This window comes from Aeromicrobium marinum DSM 15272 (genome assembly GCF_000160775.2).
GTDB lineage: Bacteria > Actinomycetota > Actinomycetes > Propionibacteriales > Nocardioidaceae > Aeromicrobium > Aeromicrobium marinum.
The window spans coordinates 2,680,597-2,701,558 of the sequence record NZ_CM001024.1; the positions used below are offsets into that span (position 1 = coordinate 2,680,597).

17 protein-coding genes are annotated in these 20,962 nt (G+C 70.8%); 11 read left to right on the plus strand and 6 right to left on the minus strand.

The features are described 5' to 3' along the window. Positions 1-94 precede the first annotated feature (94 nt). From HMPREF0063_RS13595 to HMPREF0063_RS13620, 6 genes are all read left to right on the plus strand, one after another. Positions 95-874, plus strand: coding sequence for an ABC transporter ATP-binding protein (locus tag HMPREF0063_RS13595; RefSeq protein WP_007079273.1), 780 nt, complete (start codon positions 95-97; stop codon positions 872-874). Next, on the plus strand, positions 871-1,713 hold the full coding sequence (locus HMPREF0063_RS13600) for an ABC transporter ATP-binding protein (RefSeq protein WP_245527720.1): 843 nt from the start codon (positions 871-873) through the stop codon (positions 1,711-1,713). Before HMPREF0063_RS13595 ends, HMPREF0063_RS13600 begins: the two co-directional genes overlap by 4 nt. Further along, entirely contained in the window at positions 1,710-3,554 is a 1,845-nt protein-coding gene (locus tag HMPREF0063_RS13605; RefSeq protein ID WP_007079275.1) for an AMP-dependent synthetase/ligase, read from the plus strand. The genes HMPREF0063_RS13600 and HMPREF0063_RS13605 overlap by 4 nt, the downstream gene beginning before the upstream one ends. Beyond that, positions 3,551-4,447 (plus strand): branched-chain amino acid ABC transporter permease, encoded by an 897-nt coding sequence (locus tag HMPREF0063_RS13610; protein ID WP_007079276.1) that lies wholly within the window; start codon positions 3,551-3,553, stop codon positions 4,445-4,447. The genes HMPREF0063_RS13605 and HMPREF0063_RS13610 overlap by 4 nt, the downstream gene beginning before the upstream one ends. Positions 4,448-4,597: 150 nt before the next feature. Continuing rightward, positions 4,598-5,728, plus strand: coding sequence for a branched-chain amino acid ABC transporter permease (locus tag HMPREF0063_RS13615; protein ID WP_007079277.1), 1,131 nt, complete (start codon positions 4,598-4,600; stop codon positions 5,726-5,728). Positions 5,729-5,806: 78 nt separating this feature from the next. Beyond that, on the plus strand, positions 5,807-7,090 hold the full coding sequence (locus HMPREF0063_RS13620) for an ABC transporter substrate-binding protein (protein ID WP_040320302.1): 1,284 nt from the start codon (positions 5,807-5,809) through the stop codon (positions 7,088-7,090). A 60-nt stretch (positions 7,091-7,150) separates the two neighbouring features. Here HMPREF0063_RS13620 and HMPREF0063_RS13625 read toward each other — a convergent pair whose 3' ends face one another. From HMPREF0063_RS13625 to HMPREF0063_RS13635, 3 genes are all read right to left on the minus strand, one after another. After that, positions 7,151-8,989 carry an AMP-dependent synthetase/ligase gene (locus HMPREF0063_RS13625; protein WP_040320303.1) on the minus strand — a complete coding sequence of 613 codons (1,839 nt, stop codon included), beginning with the start codon at positions 8,987-8,989 and terminating at the stop codon, positions 7,151-7,153. A gap of 132 nt (positions 8,990-9,121) precedes the next feature. Then, positions 9,122-10,042 (minus strand): DUF808 domain-containing protein, encoded by a 921-nt coding sequence (locus HMPREF0063_RS13630; protein WP_007079280.1) that lies wholly within the window; start codon positions 10,040-10,042, stop codon positions 9,122-9,124. Between the two features lie 62 nt (positions 10,043-10,104). Next, positions 10,105-11,553: a CCA tRNA nucleotidyltransferase gene (locus HMPREF0063_RS13635; RefSeq protein WP_007079281.1), complete on the minus strand. Its 1,449-nt coding sequence runs from the start codon at positions 11,551-11,553 to the stop codon at positions 10,105-10,107. Between the two features lie 55 nt (positions 11,554-11,608). Between HMPREF0063_RS13635 and HMPREF0063_RS13640 the strand changes: the two genes are divergently transcribed. The 5 genes from HMPREF0063_RS13640 (at position 11,609) to trxA (ending at position 18,362) form a co-directional block, all read left to right on the plus strand. Further along, positions 11,609-13,687, plus strand: a complete 2,079-nt coding sequence (locus tag HMPREF0063_RS13640; RefSeq protein ID WP_040320304.1) for a DUF6049 family protein — start codon at positions 11,609-11,611, stop codon at positions 13,685-13,687. Continuing rightward, positions 13,684-15,321, plus strand: coding sequence for a murein biosynthesis integral membrane protein MurJ (gene murJ, locus HMPREF0063_RS13645; RefSeq protein WP_007079283.1), 1,638 nt, complete (start codon positions 13,684-13,686; stop codon positions 15,319-15,321). The genes HMPREF0063_RS13640 and murJ overlap by 4 nt, the downstream gene beginning before the upstream one ends. A gap of 54 nt (positions 15,322-15,375) precedes the next feature. After that, on the plus strand, positions 15,376-16,944 hold the full coding sequence (locus tag HMPREF0063_RS13650) for a protein kinase family protein (protein ID WP_007079284.1): 1,569 nt from the start codon (positions 15,376-15,378) through the stop codon (positions 16,942-16,944). A 99-nt stretch (positions 16,945-17,043) separates the two neighbouring features. Then, positions 17,044-18,009, plus strand: a complete 966-nt coding sequence (gene trxB, locus HMPREF0063_RS13655) for a thioredoxin-disulfide reductase (RefSeq protein ID WP_007079285.1) — start codon at positions 17,044-17,046, stop codon at positions 18,007-18,009. A 29-nt stretch (positions 18,010-18,038) separates the two neighbouring features. Beyond that, entirely contained in the window at positions 18,039-18,362 is a 324-nt protein-coding gene (trxA, locus tag HMPREF0063_RS13660; RefSeq protein ID WP_007079286.1) for a thioredoxin, read from the plus strand. A 67-nt stretch (positions 18,363-18,429) separates the two neighbouring features. Here trxA and HMPREF0063_RS13665 read toward each other — a convergent pair whose 3' ends face one another. The 3 genes from HMPREF0063_RS13665 to rsmG are packed head-to-tail and all read right to left on the minus strand — an operon-like array spanning position 18,430 to position 20,959. After that, positions 18,430-19,341 (minus strand): ParB/RepB/Spo0J family partition protein, encoded by a 912-nt coding sequence (locus HMPREF0063_RS13665; protein WP_007079287.1) that lies wholly within the window; start codon positions 19,339-19,341, stop codon positions 18,430-18,432. After that, the gene (locus tag HMPREF0063_RS13670) at positions 19,338-20,336 is read right to left on the minus strand and encodes a ParA family protein (protein ID WP_425358302.1); all 999 of its coding nucleotides are present in this window, start codon (positions 20,334-20,336) and stop codon (positions 19,338-19,340) included. The genes HMPREF0063_RS13665 and HMPREF0063_RS13670 overlap by 4 nt, the downstream gene beginning before the upstream one ends. Positions 20,337-20,374: 38 nt before the next feature. Next, entirely contained in the window at positions 20,375-20,959 is a 585-nt protein-coding gene (gene rsmG, locus HMPREF0063_RS13675) for a 16S rRNA (guanine(527)-N(7))-methyltransferase RsmG (RefSeq protein WP_007079289.1), read from the minus strand. Positions 20,960-20,962 lie beyond the last annotated feature (3 nt).

A 20,962-nucleotide genomic window follows, 5' to 3' on the forward strand; every position in this document is an offset into this window, starting at 1 on the left:
ACTGCACCCCTTCTGCATATTGATTGTGACCCGGGTCACGGCTAGGTTGGGCGCTCTGACTGACCCTGCCCACTGACCTGCCCGAGGGAGAGCTGTGCTGTCGGTATCCAACCTGGAAGTCGTCTACAACGACGTCATCCTGGTCCTTCGCGGCGTGAGCTTGGAGGTGCGCGAGGGCTCGATCGTCGCGCTGCTGGGCGCCAACGGCGCCGGCAAGACCACCTTGCTGCGCGCCATGACGGGCCTGCTCGACGTCCACGACGGCAAGGTCACCAAGGGGCAGGTGACCCTGAACGGCCAGAACGTCACCAGCTGGGACGCGCCCAAGATCGTCGCCGCCGGCCTCGGCCAGGTGCTCGAGGGCCGCCGCGTCTTCAGCGAGTTCACGGTCGAGGAGAACCTGCGCGTCGGCGGTCACACCCGCTCCGGCGGTCTCGCCGAGCCGATCGAGCAGGTCTACGAGCTGTTCCCCGTCCTCAAGGAACGCCGCCGCCGCACCGCTGGCTACCTGTCCGGTGGCGAGCAGCAGATGCTGGCCATCGGTCGTGCCCTCATCGCCCAGCCGCAGGTGCTGCTGCTCGACGAGCCCAGCCTCGGTCTGGCGCCGAAGATCGTGCAGCAGATCAAGGAGATCGTGGTCGAGATCAACCAGCGCGGCACCACGGTGCTGCTGGTCGAGCAGAACGCCACGATGGCCCTGTCGATCGCTCAGCACGGCTTCGTCATGGAGCACGGCAAGATCGTGATGGACAAGCCGGCCGCCGAGCTCCTCGAGGACGACGACATCCGCGACTTCTACCTGGGTCGCGGCGAGTCGGCCACCTCGTACCGCAACCTCAAGCACTACAAGCGTCGGAAGAGGTGGCTGTCGTGAGCAGCGACGTCGTCGAGAACATGTCGGCCGGGGTCCACACCGGCTCCGGTCCTGTCGTCAGCGTCGAGGACGTCGAGCTGCGCTTCTCCGGCGTGACCGCGCTGTCGGGCGTCAGCTTCGACGTCCACGACGACGAGCTGTTCGCCATCATCGGCCCCAACGGAGCCGGCAAGACCTCGATCTTCAACGTCCTGTCGGGCGTGTACCGGCCGCAGGTCGGGTCGGTCACGTTCCGCGGCGAGTCGATCCTGGGGCGCAAGCCGCACAAGATCGCCGGTCTCGGCATGGCCCGCACCTTCCAGAACATCGAGCTGTTCGAGAATCTCAACGTCGTCGACAACCTGATGCTCGGCCGGCACCACCACGTGGGCTACGGCTGGCCGTCGGCGGTCGCCTGGCTCGGCAGGGCCCGGGCCGCCGAGGTCCGCAACCGGCGACGCTGCGAGGAGATCATCGACTTCCTCGAGATCGAGGCCTACCGGCAGCTGCCCGTCGGCCTGCTGCCCTACGGCGTGCAGAAGCGGATCGAGCTGGGCCGGGCCCTGGCCATGGAGCCGGCGCTGCTGCTGCTCGACGAGCCGGTGGCGGGCATGAACGGCGAGGAGACCGAGGACATGGCCCGGTTCATCCTCGACATCAAGGCCGAGCTGCACATCCCGATGATCCTCGTCGAGCACGACATGGGACTCGTGATGGACCTGGCCGACCGGGTGCTGGCGATGGACTTCGGTCGTCCGCTCGTGACCGGCACGCCCGCCGAGGTCCAGGCGCACCCGGAGGTCATCCGCGCCTACCTGGGCACTGCCGACGACACCCCCGACGAGGAGCCCTCCGCATGACCACCCTGCCCTGGCTGGTGCGCGACCGCGCCGCCCGCATGCCCGACCGCATCGCCATGCGCGAGAAGTCCTTCGGCATCTGGGAGGAGGTGACCTGGGCGCAGTACTGGGAGCGGTCCACCCTGGTCGCCCACGGCCTGCTGGCGCTCGGTGTCGAGCCCGGCGACCGGATCGCGGTGCACAGCGAGAACCGCCGGGAGTGGCTGTACTGCGACATCGGCATCACGTCGGTGCGCGCCGCGACGGTCGGTCTGTACCCCACGAACCCGTCGCCGGAGGTCCTCCACGTGCTGCGTGACTCCGGGTCGCGCGTGCTGTTCGCCGAGGACCAGGAGCAGCTCGACAAGGCGCTCGACGTCATCGACGAGCTGCCGCACCTCGAACGCATCGTCTACCTGGAGCCCCGGGGCATCCAGGGGCACTACACCGACGGGCGGCTGCTGTCGTGGGAGGAGTTCGTCGCACTCGGCGAGCAGCACCGCTCGCAGCACCCCGGCTCGCTCGACGAGCGGCTGGAGGCGGTCGAGCCGTCCGACCTGGCCACGCTGGTCTACACGTCGGGCACCACCGGCCCGCCCAAGGGCGCGATGCTGACCCAGGCCAACATCACCTTCGTCCTCGACACGCTGCAGGGGCAGAGCGCGTTCGTCAGCCCGCCGGCGAACGAGAAGGACCTGGTCCTGTCGTACCTGCCGCTGTGCCACGTGGCCGAGCGGGTGTTCACCACCTGGTTCAACGCCGCCGTGGGCACCCAGGTCAACTTCGCCGAGTCGATCGACACCGTGCAGCTGAACCTGCGGGAGGTCCAGCCCACCTTGGTCTTCGGCGTCCCCCGCATCTGGGAGAAGATCGCCGCCGGCGTGCAGGTCCGCATGGCGGGCGCCTCCCGCATCAAGCGGGCCAACTACGCGGTGTGGATGAAGGTCGCGAGCTGGATCGGCCGCACCCTGGTCGAGCGGCAGGGCAAGCACACCGTCGGCACCCGGATCGCGTACGCGGTCGGCTGGGTGATGCTGTACCGCCCGCTGCGCGAACGCATCGGGCTGGCCAAGACCCGCTACGCCGCGTCCGGCGCCGCCCCGATCTCGCCGGAGGTGCTGGAGTTCTTCATGGGCCTGGGCCTGCCGATGTTCGAGGTCTACGGCATGACCGAGAACAGCGCCATCGCGACGGCCAACATGGCCGGACGGGTGCGGGTCGGCACGGTCGGTGAGCCGCAGCCGGGTGCCGAGGTGCGCATCGACGAGGAGACCGGCGAGATCCTCACCCGGCACGCCGGCACCTTCGCCGGCTACTGGAACAACCCCGAGGCGACCGCGTCGACGATCGACGCCGACGGCTGGTTGCACACCGGCGACGTGGGCACGTGGGTCGACGGCACGCACCTGAAGATCACCGACCGCATCAAGGACATCATCATCACCGCGGGCGGCAAGAACATCTCGCCGAGCGAGATCGAGAACAGCCTCAAGGCCTCCCCGTTCGTCAAGGAGGCGCTGGTCATCGGTGACCGGCGCAAGTACCTCACCGCGCTGATCGGCATCGAGCTCGACACCGTCGGCGCGTGGGCGCAGCGGCGCAAGATCGCGTACACGACGTACCGCGACCTCACCACCAAGCCCGAGGTCATCGCCCTGGTGCAGAAGGTCGTCGACGAGACCAACGAGAAGTTCGCCGCCGTCGAGACCCTCAAGGCGTTCCACCTCATCCCCAAGGAGCTCGACCACGACGCGGGCGAGCTCACCGCCACCCAGAAGGTCAAGCGGTCGGCGGTCATGGGGCAGTTCGAGACCGAGATCGAGGCCATGTACGGCGCGACCACCCAAGGAGCCGCACGATGACCACCTTCCTGCAGGCCGTCGTCAACGGCTTCGGCCAGGGGTCGATCTACGCCCTGCTGGCGCTCGGCTACGTCATGATCTACAAGTCGACGAAGGTCATCTCCTTCGCGCAGCCGGCCCTCATGGTGATCGGCGGCCTGTTCGCCTACCACTTCACCCGCGAGTTCGGCCTGCCGTTCTGGATCGGCATGGCGCTGGCGATCGTCGCCGGAGCCATCGTGGGCATGATCGTCGAGCGCCTCGCGCTGCGGCCGATGATCGGCAAGCCGGTGTTCACCCTGGCGATCATCACGATCGGCGTCGACATCGTGCTGCGCATCATCTCGAACCGCTACATCGGCGTGGAGTCGCGCATCGTGACCTATCCGAACGGCAGCAACCGGATCTCGATCGGCGAGATCTCGATCACCCAGCAGCGGCTCGGCCTGATCGCCGTCACCGCGGTCACCGTGGTGGCCCTCGGACTGTTCTTCCGGTACTCGCGCACCGGACTGGCGATGCGGGCCACCGCCCTGGACCAGGAGACCGCCCTCGCGCAGGGCATCCGGGTCGGCGTGATCTTCGCCCTGGCCTGGGCCATCGCAGGTGGGCTGGCCGCCATCGCCGGCACGTTCGTCGCGACCGGGGCCGCCGGCATCGACCAGAACACCTGGATCATCGCCCTCAAGGCGCTGCCGGCGATCATCATCGGCGGGCTGGACTCCCTGCAGGGCGCCGTCATCGGCGGCCTGGCGGTGGGCCTGGTCGAGGCGCTCACCGCGACCTACCAGCCCGACTACGCCCCGTGGCTGGGCAACAACTTCGCCCTGGTCGCGCCCTACGCGCTGATGCTGCTGGTGTTGCTGGTCAGACCCTACGGACTCTTCGGCACCAAGGAGGTGGAGCGCGTATGAGCGAGCGAGCGGAGCACGGCGTCCTCGCGACGACATCCACGTCCACTGCCCTTCCCCAGGAGGTGTCGGCATGAGCGAGCCCCAGCGAGCGAACCAGGGGTCCGTCATGACGGCACCTACGTACCCTGCTCTTCCCACGGAGGTGTCGGCATGAGCAGCACCGGTCTGCGCGGACGGCCCCTGGCCGTCACGAACTACGCCCAGGACATGGGCCTGCTCAACACCCCGGCCAAGCGCCGGTCGACCCTGGCGATCGTCATCGCGTCGTTCGGTCTGCCGTTCCTGCTGACCAACGACCTGCTGCTGGTGCTGACCCTCGGGCTGATCGCGTCGGTCGGGGCGATCGGCCTCAACCTGGTCACCGGCTACGCCGGCCAGGTGTCGCTGGGCCACGCGTTCTTCATCGGCCTCGGCGCCTACACCGGCGCCGTGCTGGGCGGTGACCCCGACGCCGCCGTGCGCGGCTACGGCCTGCCGCTGTACGTGTGGCTGCCCGCGGCCGGCGTGGTCGCCGCGATCGCCGGCCTGCTGGTCGGTCCCATCGCGGTGCGCCTGCGTGGCCTGTACCTGGCCATCGTGACCCTCGGCCTGGTCTTCCTCGGCGACCACATCTTCCGGGAGGCCCGCGAGTTCACCGGTGGGCCGGGCGTCGGCCGCCGCGGACCGAAGCTCGAGGCCTTCGGGATCGACTTCACGACCACCGGCACCTACCTCGGGGTCGAGCTGAGCCGCGAACAGCTGCAGTTCTTCATGGCTCTCGTGTTCCTGATCATCTTCGCCGTGCTGGCCCGCAACATCGCCCGGTCGGGCATCGGACGCGCGTTCTCGGCCGTCCGCGACCGCGACGTCGCCGCCGCGGTGGTCGGGGTCGACCTGACGAAGTACAAGATCATGGCGTTCGCGATGTCGTCGTTCTACGCCGGCGTCACCGGAGCCCTCTACTACGCCGTCGTCGGTGTCTTCGAGCCCAACACCTTCGGGCTGCTGCTCAGCATCCAGTACCTCGCGATGATCCTCATCGGCGGCGTCGCGACGATCACCGGCTCGATCATGGGTGCCCTCTTCGTGACCTCGCTGGGACGCATCTCCGGCGAGATCGCCTCCTTCATGCCCTTCATCAGCACGACGTCGGGCTCGAGCGGCCTGTTGACGGTCTTCCAGCTGGAGGCCATCCTCTACGGCCTGTTGATCGTGGGCTTCCTGATCTTCGAACCACGGGGGTTGTTCGGGATCTGGATGCGGATACGCAACTACTGGAAGGGGTGGCCGTTCTCCTACTGACTCAGGCGGATGTCCGCCCCTGACCCCGGTGTCCTCGATCGACGAGCCACCGTTCACCCTCCGAAAGGAACAGGCACCATGAACCGATCCCTCCTGCGACTCGCCGTCGGCGCCGCCGCCGCGAGTCTCGTCCTCACCGCGTGTCGCGGCGACGACGGTGGCAGCAGCGCTGCCGGTCCCGGCATCACCGACGAGCCCTGCCCCGGCGGCAACGCCGACAACGGCTGCATCTACCTCGGCGCCATCTCCGACCTGACGCGTGGACCGTTCGCGCCGCTGGCCGTCCCGATCACCGACGCCCAGAAGGCGTTCTGGGAGCGCGTCAACGCCGACGGCGGCGTCGGCGGCTACGACATCAACCTCGAGGAGTACATCGCCGACGCGGAGTACAACCCCGAGCTGCACAACCGTGAGTACCAGGAGATGCGCAACGACATCCTGGCCCTCGCCCAGACGCTCGGCTCCTCGCAGACCCTCGCGATCATCGAGGACATGCGTTCGGACGACGTGCTCGGTGTCCCGGCCTCGTGGAACTCGGCCTGGAACTTCGACGACCAGATCCTGGAGAGCGGTGCCAACTACTGCTTCGAGGCCATGAACGGCGTCGACTGGGCCGTGGCCGAGCGTGGCGTCTCCGAGACCGTCCTCGCGGTCGGTTACCCCGGCGACTACGGCGGAGACGCCGCTGCCGGTGTCGAGGCGGCGGCCGAGGCCAACGGTCTGGAGTTCTCGCAGGTCGAGACGCCTCCGGGCCAGGACAACCAGGCCGGCGCGATCCAGCAGATCCTGGCGCAGCAGCCCGACCTGGTCTTCATCAGCACCGGCCCGGCCGAGATGGCCACGATCGTGGGCGGCTCCGCGGCCCAGGGCTTCACCGGCACCTTCGTCGGGTCCAGCCCGACGTGGAACCCGGCGCTGCTGCAGTCGGCGGCCGCTCCGGCCCTGGAGGCGCTGTACTTCCAGGCCGGTCCGTGGGGCCCGTTCGGCACCGAGACCGACGGCCACGCCGCCATGCGTGACGCGCTCGGTGACGTGACGCCGAACGACGGCTACACCGCCGGTTGGGCCTGGAGCTACCCGCTCCTGGCCGCGCTGGAGGCTGCGGCCGAGCTCGACGGTGGCATCACGCGGGAGAACCTGCTCGCCGCCGCCGCGGATCTCGAAGAGGTCGACTACGAGGGCATGCTGCCCAACGAGGCCGGCAACTACGCCGGTGACCCCTCCGAGGTCGCGTTCCGCCAGAGCGTGATCAGTGGCGTCGACACGTCCGCACCCACCGGTGTGGCGATCGTCCAGGAGTTCCAGGCCGGGCCGACGGCCACGGACTACGACTTCAGTTCGCCCTGCTTCTCGCTGAACTAGTCACCTGACGACGAAGGGCCTGGTCTCCGTGAGGAGACCGGGCCCTTCGTCGTGGGTGGGTCAGCCGTAGAGGCGGTCGATGACGTCGGCGTACTTGCTGACCACGACCCGGCGCTTGAGCTTGAGCGTCGGGGTGAGCTCCTCGCTCTCGGCCGTCCACTCCTGCGACAGCAGCTCGAACGCCTTGACCTGCTCGGGCCGTGACAACCGGGCGTTGGCCGCCTCGACCGCCTGGCCCACCGCTGCCCGCACGGCGGGGTGCTGCGCCAGCTCGGCCAGCGAACCGGCCTCGAGGCCCATCTTCTGGGCGATCAGCGGGGCGATCTCGCCGTCCAGCGTCAGCACGGCGACGACGTACGGCCGGCCCTCGCCGATCACCATGGCGTGGCCGATGAACGGGCTCTCCTTGAGGTAGTTCTCGATGTTCGACGGGGCGATGTTCTTGCCCGACGAGGTGATGATCATCTCCTTCTTGCGGTCGACGACCGAGAGGAAGCCCTCGTCGTCCAGCGTGCCGATGTCGCCGGTGTGGATCCACCCGTCGGCATCGATGAGCTCCGCGGTCGCCTCCGGGTTGCCGAGGTAGCCCGGCGTGGTGATCGGACCCCGCACGCAGATCTCGCCGTCGTCGGCGATCCTGGCCTCGACACCGGCGAGCGGCCGGCCCACCGTGCCGAGCCGGAACGACCCGGGTCCGTTGGAGGTGGCCGAACCGGTGGTCTCGGTCATCCCGTACACGTCGAAGATCCGGAGGCCGAGTCCGGCGAAGAACTTCGCCACGTCGACCGGCATCGGCGCCGCGGCCGACGCCGCCCACTCCACCCGGTCCAGGCCCAGCGCGGCCCGCAGGTGGGTCAGCACCGCGGCGTCCATCGCCTCGAACTGCGCCTGCAGCTCCGGCGGGGTGGTGCGTCCGACCTGGGTCGACTCGACGTACGCCAGGCCGATCTCCAGCGCCTTCTCGATGCCCGCCTTGCGCGCCTCGTCGGTCTCGGCCGCGAGCTTGGCCGCCACCCCGGTCCGGATCTTCTCCCACACGCGCGGCACACCGAAGAACCGCGTCGGCCGGACCTCGGCGAGCGCCGGCGCCAGCTGGGCCGGGTCGGCGATCAGGTGCACGTGGCCGCCCTGGTACTGCGGCACGTACATGCCGAGCACCCGTTCGGCGATGTGCGCGAACGGCAGGTAGGAGATCGACGTGCCGGTGCCCTCGAGCTCGCCGGTGCGCAGTGAGCTGACGACCTCGAACAGGATGCCGCCGTGGGTCAGCACCACGCCCTTGGGATTGCCGGTGGTGCCCGAGGTGTACAGGATCGTCAGGGGGTCGTCGGCGGTGATGCCCTCGATCCGGCGGTCGACCTCGGCCAGGTCGGCCGGCGATCCGGACGCCTCGAACTCGGCCCAGCCGGTGGCACGGTCGTCGTCGGGCACCGCGCCCTCGTCCATCACCACGATCCGCAGGATCTCCGGCCGTTCGGCCAGCGCGGTGGACCACCGCTCCAGCTGGTCGGCGCCCTCGAGCACCACCACGACCGGCGTGCTGTGCCCGGCCACGTAGGCGACCTGCTCGGGCGCGAGGGTCGCGTAGACCGACATGGGCGTGGCGCCGGCGTGCACCGCGCCGAGGTCGGCGAGCACGTGCTCGGTGCGGCTGGACGCCATGATCGCGACGGTGTCCCCGGGCCGGACACCCGCCGCGACGTACGCCGCGCCGAGCTCACGGGCCCGACGATGGACGTCGCCCCAGGTCGAGGTGCGCCACCCGGTGCCGTCGGCCGTCCTGCGGTCCGAGTAGTCCGGATCGCCGCCGTGCTCGGCGGCCGTGCGGGCCAGCGCAGCGGGCAGGGTCAGTCCGTCGATCTCGGCAAGGATCTCGGCGCGGTCGTCGAGGGTCGTCATGGCGGGCTCCTGTGTGAGGGGGGTCACATCCATGATTCCGCACGCCGACCCGTTGCACCGCCGAACCCCGCCTCGACTGGTCGAGCCCAGTGGTCGAGCCCAGTGGTCAGGCCAGTGGTCAGACCCCCGTGGTCAGGCGTGCCGGCGTCGGGGCACCAGGTGCATCACCGCGACCGCGACGGCACCGGCGACGACCCCGAGCACGGCCGAGAAGCCGGTGTTCACCAGCCAGCCGGCCGCACCGCCACCGACGGCCTCCTCGACGTGGTGCACCGCGTCGTACGGCGCCGACCAGCCCAGGTCGTCGATGCCCACCAGCAGGATGTGGCCGCCGACCCACAGCATGGCCACGACCCCCACCGCGGCCAGCACCCGCAGGAAGACCGGCATGGCGACGACGAGCCCGCGGCCGACCCGTTGGGCGACCGCGGAGGTGCGCTGGGCCAGGTGGAGTCCGATGTCGTCCATCTTCACGATCAGACCCACGGCCCCGTAGACCAGCGCCGTGATGCCCAGCGCGACGACGACCAGGATCAGCGCGCGCGACACGAACGGCTCGTCGCTGACCTCGTTGAGGGCGATGACCATGATCTCGGCCGACAGGATGAAGTCGGTGCGGATCGCGCCGGCGACCATCGTGGCCTCGTGGTCGGCACCCGCTGCGGCGGCGACCGGGGCCTGGGGGGCGTGGTGCCCCGGGCCGAACTTCTCCCACAGCTTCTCGGCGCCCTCGAAGCACAGGTAGGTGCCGCCGACCATGAGGATCGGGGTCAGCAGCCACGGCAGGAACTGGCTGAGCAGCAGGGCCGCCGGCAGGATGAACACCAGCTTGTTGCGCAACGACCCGGTGGCGATCCGCCGGATGACCGACAGCTCACGGGCGGGGTCGAATCCCTGGACGTAGCGGGGGGTGACCGCGGCGTCGTCGACGACCACACCGGCCGCCTTGACCCCCGCGCGGCCGGCAGCCGCGCCGATGTCGTCGACCGAGGCCGCAGCCAGCCGGGCCAGGGCCGCGACGTCGTCGAGCAGGGCCACGAGTCCGCCGGCCATCAGAGGTCACCCGTCGCGGCTGCAGTCACGTTCCCAGCGTAGTCCCACCGCCCGACAGCGGGTCAGCTCCGCGCGGCCCACCATGCGCGGAGCGCCTCGGTGGCCTGCTCCTCGCCGAGCGGTCCGCGGTCCATGCGCAGGTCGAGCAGGAACTGGTACGCCGCACCGACCTCGCGACCGGGCGGCACCCCGAGCACCTCCATGATCTGGTTGCCGTCGAGGTCCGGCCGGATCGCTCCCAGCTCCTCGGCCTCGGCCAGCACCGCGATCCGCTCCTCCAGCTCGTCGTAGGTGCGCTGCAGACGGGCGGCCTTGCGGGCGTTGCGCGTGGTGCAGTCGGCGCGGGTCAGGATGTGCAGGCGCTCCAGCTGGTCGCCGGCGTCCCTCACGTACCGGCGCACGGCGGCATCGGTCCACTCGCCGGATCCGTAGCCGTGGAACCGCAGGTGCAGCTCGACCAGCCGGCAGACCGCGTCGGTGACGTCGTTGCTGTAGCGCAGGGCCTTCATCCGCTTGCGGGTCAGCTTCGCCCCCACGACGTCGTGGTGGTGGAAGGTGACGGTGCCCCCCGGCTGGAAGCGGCGCGTGCGCGGCTTGCCGATGTCGTGCAGCAGGGCCGCCAACCTGATCACCAGGTCGGGACGGGGCGGGCCGTCGCCGGACTCGAGGCGACCCTCGAGGGCGATCGCCTGCTCCAGCACGATCAGCGAGTGCTCGTAGACGTCCTTGTGCCGGTGGTGCTCGTCGCGCTCGAGCCGCAGGGCCGGCAGCTCGGGCAGCATCCGGTCGGCCAGACCGGACTCCACCAGCAGGCGCAGGCCCGCCACCGGGTCGGCCCCGCACACCAGCTTGTCCAGCTCGTCACGGATCCGCTCGGCCGAGACGATCGCGAGCCGGTCGGCCATCGCGGTCATGGCCGCGACCACCTCCGGCGCTGCCGTGAAGCCGAGCTGCGCGACGAACCGTGCGGCCCTCATCATCCGCAGCGGGTCGTCGTCGAAGGACTGCTGGGCGGTCACCGGGGTGCGCAGCACACGGTCAGCGAGGTCCGCCAGTCCGCCGAACTCGTCGACGAACTCCCCGCCGGGCAGCCGCACGGCCATCGCGTTGACCGCGAAGTCACGGCGCGACAGGTCACCGGAGAGCGTCCGGCCGAACGCCACGGCCGGCTTGCGCGACCCCGCCTCGTAGGCATCGGTGCGGTACGTCGTAATCTCCAGCTGGTCATCGCCCTTGCGCAGGGCGATGGTGCCGAACTCCCGCCCGACGTCCCACAGCGCGTCGGCCCAGCCGGCCACGACCTGCTCGACCTGGTCCGGGGTGGCCGAGGTGGTGAAGTCCCAGTCGTTGCCGGTCCGGCCGAGCAGCGCGTCCCGCACGGGGCCACCGACCAGCGCGATCTCATGGCCTGCCGCGGCGAACAGCTCGCCGACCCGGGCGAGCACCGGCACGTCGGCGAGCAGGGCGTCGACGCGACCCTGCTGCTCGGGGGTGGGAACGGTGGTGGACACGAGGTGGCAGTCTACGGTCCCCGGTCGGTCGTGGTCCGGCGACTAGCATGGACCGGTGACCCGCACCAGCCGCACGACCCGTCGCGCGGGAGCGGCGGCAGCCGTGGCGTCGATGGTGGTGGGACTGCTGGTGGTGCTGCTGTCGCCCGCGGGGACGGCGGCGGCCGCCGAGACCGACGACCCGTCGCTGTCGGTCACCATCACCGCCCTGACCCCGGCCGCCCTCGTGGTGGGTGAACCGGTGACCCTCAGCGGCAGCGTCACCAACGACAACGACTTCACCTGGTCCAACCTGCAGGCCTACCTCGTCATCCCGCGGTCACCGTTCACGACCCGCGCCCAGATCACGCAGGCCATCGCCGGCGGGCGCAGCTACACCGGCGAACGGGTGGTGGCCCTGGAGTCGATCGACGACCTGGGTGACCTGTCGCCCGGGGCCAGCCGGTCGTTCTCGGTCACCGTGCCGTGGGAAGAGCTCGAGGTCACCGGCGCCGAGGGGGTCTACCCGGTCGGCATCCAGCTGCTCGGCACCCGTCCCAACGGCGAACGCTCCAACGTCGCCGTCGCGCGGGCGACCACGTTCGTGCCGCTCGTCGCCGACACCCGCCCGGTGGTGCCCGCCGGCGTGCTGTGGCCCTTCGTCATGCCGATCGCCCGCGGTGAGACCGGTCGCTGGGTCGATCCCGACACCCTGGTCGACGCCGTGGCGCCCGGTGGGCGGTTGCGGAACCTGGTCGACCTGGTCGCGTCGACCCCCGTGGCGTCGGGGACCGTCCTCATCGATCCCGCCCTGCTCGACGGGCTCGCCGACCTCGCCGAGAACCGTGGCGTGGCCGAGGCCGACCGGCTGTCCGACCTCGAGACCACGCAGGTCCGGGCCTTCCTCACCGACCTGACTTCGGTGGGCCGGCGGGGCAGCACCTGGATCGCCGGCTACGGGCTGCCCGACCAGCTGGCCCTGAGTCGCCAGCCCGGCATCGGCTCCCAGCTCCAGGCCGCCGTGACCACGGCGACGGAGTCGGCCACCCAGGCCGCCGGCATCCCCGGTCGGCGGGCCACGTGGATCGCGGCCGCCGGGCTCGACGAGGACACCCTCGTGAAGGTCCGCCGGTCCGGCGACCAGCCGGTCGTGGTCGCATCGTCGGAGCTGGCCGACTGGGACCGACGGGACGGGTCGGTCGTCAGCTACCCCACCGACGCCGGACCCGTCCCCTTGCTGGTCACCGACGACCTGGCCGAGGGCGTGCCCGGGTCCGAGTCGGTCGTGACGGTGCGACAGCGCCTCCTCGCCGAGGCGGCCCTCGCCAGCTTCCAGCAGGCGATCGACCCCGACTCCCGGGCGGACGCCGTCACGGTCGTGCCACCGACCTGGGACCCCGGACCGGACTGGCAGAGCGCGGGTTTCGCCGCGGCGTGGACCTCACCGTGGGTCGCCCAGGTGACCCTGGACGACCTGCTCCTGCGCGATGTCGAGGCGTACACCGGGCGCCTCGCCGACCGTGATTCCGCCCCGCTCCCCAGGCGGGTGCTCACGGCAGCGGCCGAGCTCCAGGCCGCCGGGGCCTCGCTGGAGGCCGTCACGGTCGAGGGCGGCCGCAGCGGCGCCGTCGCCCGTCTCGTGGCCGGCATCGTCGGACTGCGGTGGCGCGACGACGTCGACGCGGCCGTGGCCATCGCCCGTTCCGAGCGCAACCTCGTGGCCGAGCAGCTCGCGGCCATCACGATCGAGGGTCCGCCGTCCTTCCTGCTGTCCGGCACGGTCGGCCAGATCCCGCTGACCATCAGCAACGACACGACCCGCACCATCCGGGTCGGGGTGCGGATCGGATCGAGCAACCCCGACCTGACCGTGCCCGACGTCGAGCCGGTCGACATCGCCGCCGGGGCCCGGACCACCATCGACGTCACCGTCGACGTCGGTGACCGCAGCACCTCGACGTTGAGCGCCCGGCTCGTGTCGGACGAGGGCGCCCCCATCGGCGAGGCCGCCGAGTTCAACGTCCGCTCCAGCAACGTCGGCACCGTCCTGTGGGTCGCGATGGCCGCAGCCGGGCTGCTCGTCCTGGTCGCGCTGCTGCGCCGGTTCCGGCACGGCCGGCGCCTGCCCAGCGCGACCGAGGAGCCCGCCGCGTGAGCGAGCCGTCCGACGACCTCGCCCGGGCCAGCGCCTGGATGGCGCTCGGCACGATCGTCTCCCGCCTCACCGGGTTCGCCCGGATGCTGCTGCTCGTCTGGGCCATCGGCACGAGCCTGGACGCCGACCTGTTCGACAGCGCGAACTCGCTGCCCAACGCCATGTACATCCTGGTGGCCGGCGGCATCTTCAACGTCGTGCTCGTCCCGCAGCTGGTCCGGTCGATGCGACAGGACGAGGACGGCGGCGACGCGTACGCCCAGCGGATCATCACCCTGGGTCTCGTGGTGCTGATGGCCGCCACGGTCCTCCTGCTGATCGCCGTGCCGGCCCTGCTGCGCCTGGTGTTCGACGGCCTGCTGTTCACCGACCAGTTCACCGACCAGCGGGAGTCGGCCACCCTGCTGATGTACCTGTGCCTGCCGCAGGTGTTCTTCTACGGCGCCTTCGTGCTGGTCGGACAGGTGCTGAACGCCCGCCGCCGGTTCGGACCGATGATGTGGGCGCCCATCGTCAACAACGTCGTGGCCGCGGCGGCCCTGATCGCCTACGTGGTCGCCTTCGGTCGCGGCGGCAGCGGAAGTGACGGGTTCACCACCCGGGAGGCCCTCCTGCTCGGGCTGGGGTCCACGGCGGGCATCGTCGTGCAGGCCGCGGTGCTCGTGCCGTACCTCCGGCTGGCCGGTTTCCGCTACCGGCCGCGCTTCGACTTCCGTGGTGTCGGCCTCGGTCACACCCTGCGACTCGGCACCTGGACGCTCGGCTTCATCGTCGTCAACCAGGTGGCGTTCGTCGTGGTCAACCGGCTGGGCACCGGGGGCAACCTCGAGGGCGCCGCATCGGGCGTGCAGGGCTCCGGTTCGGCCGTCTACAGCCTCGGCTTCCTCGTCAGCCAGGTGCCGCACGGCGTCGTCACGGTCTCGCTGGCCACGGCGCTGATGCCGACACTCGCCGCGCTGGCGCATGCGGGCCGCTACGACGGCATGCGCGCCGAGATCGGCCGGACGCTACGCATCGCACTGGTCATCATCGCTCCGGTCGCCGTCGCGGTGGCCTGTCTCGGCAGCGAGGTGGGCGGAGCGATCGCCGTCGGGGCCGCCAGCGGCGACGCCGACATCATCGGGTCGACCGTCGCGGCGTTCTCGCTCGCCATGCTCGCCTTCTGCGTCCACTTCGTCATGCTGCGCGGCTTCTACGCCGACGAGGACACCCGCACGCCGTTCCTGCTGCAGGTGGTGATCGCCTCGGTCAACGTCGTGGCGGCGGTCGTCCTGACCCAGGCCGTCTCGCCGGCGCGGGTGTCGACAGCGCTGGCGCTGTCGTACGGCATCGCGTACGTGGTCGGCACGGCGCTCTCGGTCACGCTGCTCTCGCGCCGCATCGGACGCGTCCTGGACGCCGAGACGGTCCGGTTCGCCGTCCGCCTCACGGTGGCCTGCGTCCTCTCGGCGGCGGCGATGCTGGGGGCCGTCGCCCTGGCCGGCCCCCTGGGCATCGACGGCGACGGCGCGGGCGCCGCCCTGCTGGTCGTCGGACTGGGAGGCGCCGCCGGTGCCGTGGTCTACCTGGGCGCCACGCGGCTGATGCGCGTGCAGGAGCTGCAGTACCTGTTCGACACCGTCGTGCGCCGCTGATCCTGACCACCGGCGTCCTAGACTCAAGGGGGTGGAGGCAGGAGTGCGACAGCGATGACGAAGAGACGGTCCCTGGTCTCCGGCGACATCGTCGCGCAGCGCTACCACCTGCAGGACCTGGTCACCGAGCGCCTGGGCTCGACCACCTGGCGGGCCCACGACGCCGTGCTGTCCCGCAACGTGGGTCTGGAGCTGCTCCCCAGCGACGACCCGCGCGCCGGCCGGTTCCTCGAGGCGGCCCGCCGGTCCACCGCCGTGACCGACCCCCGCTTCCTGCGGGTGCTCGACCTGATCGAGGACGACCAGGGCCACACCCTCGTCGTGCGCGAGTGGGCGCGGGCCTTCTCGCTCGACTCGATCCTGGGGCAGTCGCCGCTGCCGAGCTGGCGAGCCGCCGCCGTGGTGACCGAGGTGGCCGAGGCCCTGGCCCACGCCCACTCCCACGGGCAGTACCACCGCCGCCTGACACCCCACCAGATCCTGCTCAAGGAGTCCGGCGCGGTACGGGTGGTCGGGCTGGGGGTGGCGACCGCCCTGGCCCCGGTCGGCAGTCCTGACTCGCCCGAGGAGCACCTGCAGCTGCAGCGCCTGGACGTGCAGGCCCTGGGCAAGGTCTTGTACGCCTGCCTCGTCAGCCGGTGGCCCGGTGGCCACGTCGACGGCCTCCGGGCCGCACCCACCGAGCACGGCCGGCTGCTGCGTCCGCGGCAGGTGCGTGCCGGGGTGGAGCGGGAGGTCGACACGATCTGCGACCGCATCCTCGGCCACCCCCCGGTGCACCACCGCACGCCGCTCACCGACGCGGCGTCGATCGCCCAGGTGCTGCGCCGCGTGCGGGAGCCGGGTGACGAGACCCTCCCCGCCGTCGGGGCGGCCTCCTCACCCGACCTGACCCGCTTCGACCCCGTGGTCGAGCCGGCCGGTCCGCCGCCGGGTCTCGAACCGCCGCGTCGCCGGCCCAAGGCCCACGAACCGGCCCCGCCCACGAGTCTGGAACGCGGCCGGGCGCGTCTGCAGCGAGCCACCCAGGGCGACCGCGGGCTGGTGGTCCTCGGTGTGGTGGGCACCCTCCTGCTCGCCAGCATCATCGCGTACCTGGCGGGCCGGTCGTCCACCGACGAGGTTCCGGCGCCGGCGCCCGTCACCTCCGGCGTCGTCAGTCCCCTGCAGATCGCGGGGGCGACCGACTTCGACCCCGAGGGCACCGACGGTGTCGAGAACCCCGACCGGGTGCCGCTCGCGATCGACGGCGACCCCGAGACCGGGTGGACCACGTCGACCTACTTCCGACGGGCCGACCTCGGCGGCATCAAGTCCGGTGTCGGCCTGGTGCTCGACCTCGGGGGTCCGCGTGACGTGAGCTCGCTGCGTCTGCGGCTCGGTGGTGAGCCCACCAGCCTCTCGGTCCTGGCCAGCTCGCCGACCGCCGACGGCGTGCCCACCGACGTCGCCGGGCTGCGGCAGGTCGCCACCATCGACGACGCCGGCGCCGACGTGTCGGTGGCCCTGCCCCCGGGCACCCTGACCCGGTACGTCGTGGTGTGGCTGCGGACGGTGCCCCAGATCGGCCCCGAGGAGTTCCGTGGCGAGATCCGCGAGGTGCAGGTGCTCGGTCGCGGCTGACCGGTGTTCACCGTCTCGCCACCCGGGCGGGGAATGCTCGCCCACTAGGCTGTGTTCCACAGATGTGACCATCCAGCAGCCGCCCGTAGAGAGCAGACCATGAGCGACGTCCGTAACCTCATCATCATCGGCTCCGGCCCCTCCGGCTACACCGCTGCCATCTACGCCGCGCGCGCCAACCTCGAACCCCTGGTGTTCGAGGGTTCGGTGACGGCGGGCGGCGCACTGATGACCACCACCGACGTCGAGAACTTCCCGGGGTGGCCCGACGGCATCATGGGCCCCGAGCTCATGGACAAGCTGCGGGCCCAGTCCGAGCGGTTCGGTGCCGAGCTGGTCTCCGACGACGTCACGGCGGTCGACCTGACGGGTGACATCAAGACGGTCAGCCTGGCCGACGGCACCGAGCACCGCGCCCGCGCCGTCGTGCTCGCCACCGGGTCCGGCTACCGCAAGCTGGGCATCGACGGCGAGGACCGCCTGTCGGGCCACGGCGTGTCCTGGTGCGCGACCTGCGACGGCTTCTTCTTCCGCGAGCAGCACATCCTGGTGGTCGGCGGTGGTGACTCGGCGCTGGAGGAGGCCACCTTCCTGACCCGCTTCGCCGCGAAGGTCACCATGGTGGTGCGACGCGACGAGTTCCGCGGGTCCAAGATCATGCAGGACCGCGCGCTGGCGAACCCCAAGATCGAGGTCGCCTGGAACTCCGTCGTCGAGACCATCCACGGCGAGGACAAGCTCGACGGCGTGACGCTGCGCGACACCGTCAGCGGTGCGACGCGGCGGGTCGACGCCACCGGCCTGTTCATCGCGATCGGTCACGATCCCCGCTCCGAGCTGCTCGTCGGTCAGGTCGACCTCGACGACGAGGGCTACGTGCTCGTGACCCCGGGCACCACCGCCACCAACGTCCCGGGTGTCTTCGCCGCCGGTGATCTCGTCGACCACACCTACCGACAGGCGATCACGGCAGCCGGTACCGGGTGCGCCGCAGCACTCGACGCCGAGCGGTTCCTGGCCGACCTCGAGCAGCTGGAGGCCGCACCGGCCTCCGTCACGTCCTGACCACCCACCCCTCGTACCAAGGAGTCACCATGGCCACCATCGAATCCGTCACCGACGCCGACTTCCAGAGCAAGGTCCTCGACGCCGAGGGCCCCGTGCTGGTCGACTTCTGGGCCAGCTGGTGCGGCCCGTGCCGTCAGCTCGCGCCGATCCTCGAGGAGATCGCCGCCGAGAAGGAGGGCTCGCTGACCATCGTGAAGATGGACGCCGACGCCAACCCGGTCACGCCCGCGCAGTACCGGGTCACCGGCCTGCCGACGATCAACCTCTACGTGGGCGGTGAGGTCGTGAAGTCCATCGTAGGAGTCCGGCCGAAGTCCGCGATCCTCGGAGAGCTGTCCGAGTTCGCCTGACCCTTCATCAACAAATCCCCTTGTCGATAAATCGACAAGGGGATTTGTCGTCCCCGGACGGCAGGCCTCAGCCCGCGGGGCTCTCCTGCGGTGGATCCATCAGGTGCACGATCCGCTCCAGGTCGTCCAACGTCGCGAACTCCACCGTGACCTTGCCCTTGGAGCGCCCGAGGTCGACCTTGACGCGGGTGTCGTAGCGCTCCGACAGCCGCGCTGCGAGGTCGGCCAGACGGGGCGCCGAGATGGTCGGGGAGGAGCGGGTGGCCTGGCGGCGGGGGGTGTCCGCCGGTCCGAGGGTGACGATCTCCTCCAGCGCCCTCACCGACAGACCCTCGGCCACCACCCGGGTGGCCAAGCGTTCCTGGATCTCGGGATTGGCGACCGTCACGAGGGCCCGGGCGTGACCCGCCGAGAGCACCCCGGCAGCGACGCGGCGCTGCACCGCGGGACTGAGGCGCAGGAGCCGCAGCGTGTTGCTGATCTGCGGTCGCGACCGGCCGATGCGCTGGGCCAGCTCCTCCTGGGTGCAGCCGAAGTCGTCGAGGAGCTGCTGGTAGGCCGCGGCCTCCTCCAGGGGATTGAGCTGGGAGCGGTGGAGGTTCTCCAGCAGGGCGTCACGCAACAGGTCCTCGTCGGACGTGTCGCGCACGATCGCCCCGATGGTGGCCAGGCCCGCCTTCTGGCTGGCCCGCCACCGACGTTCGCCCATGATGAGCTCGTACCGGTCGGGGCCGGCCTCCCGGACCACGATCGGCTGCAGCAGACCGACCTCGGTGATCGAGTGCACCAGCTCGGCCATGTGGTCCTCGTCGAACACCGCACGCGGCTGACGGGGGTTGGGTGTGATGGCTCCGATCGGCAGCTCGGCGAACCGGGCCCCGTCGACCTGCTGCAGGCCGGTGTCGGCGGCCTCGGCCGGACCGGCCGGGATCAACGCCTCCAGTCCTCGACCCAGTCCTCGGGACTTGCGACCGCTCATCGTGCCTCCTGTGCGCGGGGCGCCTCGGTGATCTCGCGGGCGGCCTCCAGGTAGGAGAGAGCGCCCGAGGAGCTTCGATCGTAGGTGAGCACGGTCTGCTGGTAGCTCGGCGCCTCCGAGATCCGCACCGACCGGGGGATCGCCGTGGTGAGCACCTGGCTACCGAAGTGCTCGCGCACCTCGTGGGCGACGCCGGCCGAGAGGTTGGTGCGGGCGTCGTACATCGTCAGCAGGATCGTGGACACGTCCAGGTCAGGGTTGAGGTGCGAGCGCACGAGCTCGATGTTGCGCAGCAGCTGGCCCAGGCCCTCCAGGGCGTAGTACTCACACTGGATCGGGATCAGGACCTCTCGACCGGCGACCATCGCGTTCACCGTGAGCAGTCCGAGGGAGGGCGGGCAGTCGATCAGGACGTAGTCGATGCGGTCGCCCGCAGCTGCCCGCTGGTGCAGGTGCGTCTGGATCGCCTTGTCCAGACGGGTCTCTCGTGCCACGAGGGACACCAGCTCGATCTCGGCGCCGGCCAGGTCGATCGAGGCCGGCAGCACGGTCAGGCCGGGCAGCGCCGGTGCCGGTCGCACCAGGTCCTCGATGGGGACCCCCTCCACGACCGCTTCGTAGACGCCCGGCGTGCCCTCGCTGTGCTCGACGTCCAGGGCGGTGGACGCGTTGCCTTGGGGGTCGAGGTCCACGACGAGGACCCGCAGGCCCTTCAGGGCGAGGGCGGCAGCGATGTTCACGGTGGTCGTGGTCTTGCCCACGCCACCCTTCTGGTTGGCCACCACGAAGATGCGGGTCTCGGCCGGACGCCGGAAAGCATCGATCTCCTGCACGCGCTGCGCCAGGTCGACGTGCTCCCTCGCCGCGGCCGCCAGCGGGGTGTCGGCGTGCTGGTCGGGGGCCGGCACCGGACGCGCAAAGCTCGACGCGACCTGTACCCCGTGGTCGGAGCGGACTCCGCCGGTCGGCTCGTCACCGGGCGGCAGGTGGGTCACGATCGTTACCTCCGTGGTTTCACGTGAAACATGCTCGGTCACCGGGTGATCTCGACGACCGTGGTGGGCACCTCGAGGTCGCCGTAGGCCTGCACCTCGATCGAGGTCGCACCCAGACGCATCAGCGTACGCCGTGACGACGCCACCTCGTCGGCGGCCGTGCGGCCCTTCAGGGCCAGCAACACCCCACCCTCGCGCACGAGCGGCAGACACCAGCCCGCCAGGCGGTCCATCGGTGCGACCGCCCGAGCAGTCACCACGTCGAAGACACTCGACACGTCCTCGGCCCGCGATCGGTCGACCGTCACGTTCGACAGGCCGAGACGTTCCACCACCTCTGTCAGGAACGTCGTCCGACGCAGGAGCGGCTCGACCAGGGTCATCTCGATGTCCGGCCGGGCGATCGCCCACACCAGCCCGGGCAGACCTGCACCGGAGCCGACATCGGCCACGGTCGCGCCGGCGGGGATTCGGGGGACCACCACCACGCAGTTCCACAGGTGCCGGTCCCAGAGACGTGGCACCTCACGGGGACCGATCATGCCTCGCGCCACTCCGTCGGTCGCCAGGATGTCCGCATAGGCCTGCGCGGTCTCCCAGTTCTCGCCGAACAGATGTTTCACGTG

Coding starts and splice junctions, on each gene's coding strand:
- HMPREF0063_RS13605 (WP_007079275.1), top strand. CDS start 1,710: ATGACCACCCTGCCCTGGCTGGTGCGCGACCGCGCCGCCCGCATGCCC.
- HMPREF0063_RS13610 (WP_007079276.1), top strand. CDS start 3,551: ATGACCACCTTCCTGCAGGCCGTCGTCAACGGCTTCGGCCAGGGGTCG.
- HMPREF0063_RS13615 (WP_007079277.1), top strand. CDS start 4,598: ATGAGCAGCACCGGTCTGCGCGGACGGCCCCTGGCCGTCACGAACTAC.
- HMPREF0063_RS13620 (WP_040320302.1), top strand. CDS start 5,807: ATGAACCGATCCCTCCTGCGACTCGCCGTCGGCGCCGCCGCCGCGAGT.
- HMPREF0063_RS13625 (WP_040320303.1), bottom strand. CDS start 8,989: ATGACGACCCTCGACGACCGCGCCGAGATCCTTGCCGAGATCGACGGA.
- HMPREF0063_RS13630 (WP_007079280.1), bottom strand. CDS start 10,042: ATGGCCGGCGGACTCGTGGCCCTGCTCGACGACGTCGCGGCCCTGGCC.
- HMPREF0063_RS13650 (WP_007079284.1), top strand. CDS start 15,376: ATGACGAAGAGACGGTCCCTGGTCTCCGGCGACATCGTCGCGCAGCGC.
- trxB (WP_007079285.1), top strand. CDS start 17,044: ATGAGCGACGTCCGTAACCTCATCATCATCGGCTCCGGCCCCTCCGGC.
- trxA (WP_007079286.1), top strand. CDS start 18,039: ATGGCCACCATCGAATCCGTCACCGACGCCGACTTCCAGAGCAAGGTC.
- HMPREF0063_RS13665 (WP_007079287.1), bottom strand. CDS start 19,341: ATGAGCGGTCGCAAGTCCCGAGGACTGGGTCGAGGACTGGAGGCGTTG.